The sequence below is a fragment of the Streptomyces recifensis genome, from assembly GCF_002154615.1.
Classification (GTDB): domain Bacteria; phylum Actinomycetota; class Actinomycetes; order Streptomycetales; family Streptomycetaceae; genus Streptomyces; species Streptomyces griseoluteus.
Genome location: NZ_MUNH01000533.1, coordinates 1 through 785, shown reverse-complemented (window position 1 = coordinate 785; position 785 = coordinate 1). Strand labels below are relative to the sequence as shown.

1 protein-coding gene and 1 pseudogene are annotated in these 785 nt (G+C 73.6%); one reads left to right on the top strand and one right to left on the bottom strand.

All coding sequences use genetic code 11. From position 1 onward, the window contains the following. A partial coding sequence (locus CCN33_RS25035) for a YnfA family protein (protein WP_086695738.1) occupies positions 1–246 on the bottom strand: 246 nt, incomplete at its 3' end. Between the two features lie 407 nt (positions 247–653). Here CCN33_RS25035 and CCN33_RS33590 point away from each other — a divergent pair. Then, positions 654–764 (top strand): annotated as a pseudogene (locus CCN33_RS33590) (YnfA family protein); the annotation flags it as partial. Positions 765–785: the final 21 nt, after the last annotated feature.

The window sequence follows — 785 nt, the reverse complement described above, 5'->3', positions numbered from 1 at the left end:
GTCCGCGACCACGCCCCACAGGATCGAACCGGCGACGAAGATGCCGCCGTACGCCGCGAGGATGCGGCCGAAGTGGGCGTCCGGCTGGAAGGTGGCTACGAACCCGTACGCGCCCAGTGCCAGCACCCCGCCGGTCATCCACACCCAGCCCCGGTGCTCGCGTACGCCCTGCCAGACCAGCCACGCGCCGCCGATCTCGAAGAGGGCGGCGACGACGAACAGGGCGGCGGAGCGCAGGATCAGCATGGGGGAAGCCTGGCACGCGCCCCCCGTTCACCTGTTGGAGGGCGCCTGCGGTCCGGCTCGCGTGGCATACATCGGGTGGGCGGAACGGTGACGGGAACGGGAGTGGTCGGCGTGCGCGTACGGACGAGGGCATGGCTGCTGCTGTTCGCCTGCGCGGGCGGGGTCCTGTGGGCCGGGGGTCCGGCCCGGGCGACGGACCGGTCCGGCTCCGCCTCCCCGGCATCTGGCCCCGGTCCGGCGGCCGCACCCGGCGTCGGTTCCGCGGCCGTCTCCCCGCCGCACACCCGCCCGGTGCAGGCCCCCACTCCCGTTCCCGTCACCGTTCCGCCCACCCGATGTATGCCACGCGAGCCGGACCGCAGGCGCCCTCCAACAGGTGAACGGGGGGCGCGTGCCAGGCTTCCCCCATGCTGATCCTGCGCCCCGCCGCCCTGTTCGTCGTCGCCGCCCTCTTCGAGATCGGCGGCGCGTGGCTGGGCTGGCAGGGCGTACGCGAGCACCGGGGCTGGGTGTGGATGACTTGGCTCTGATACACATCT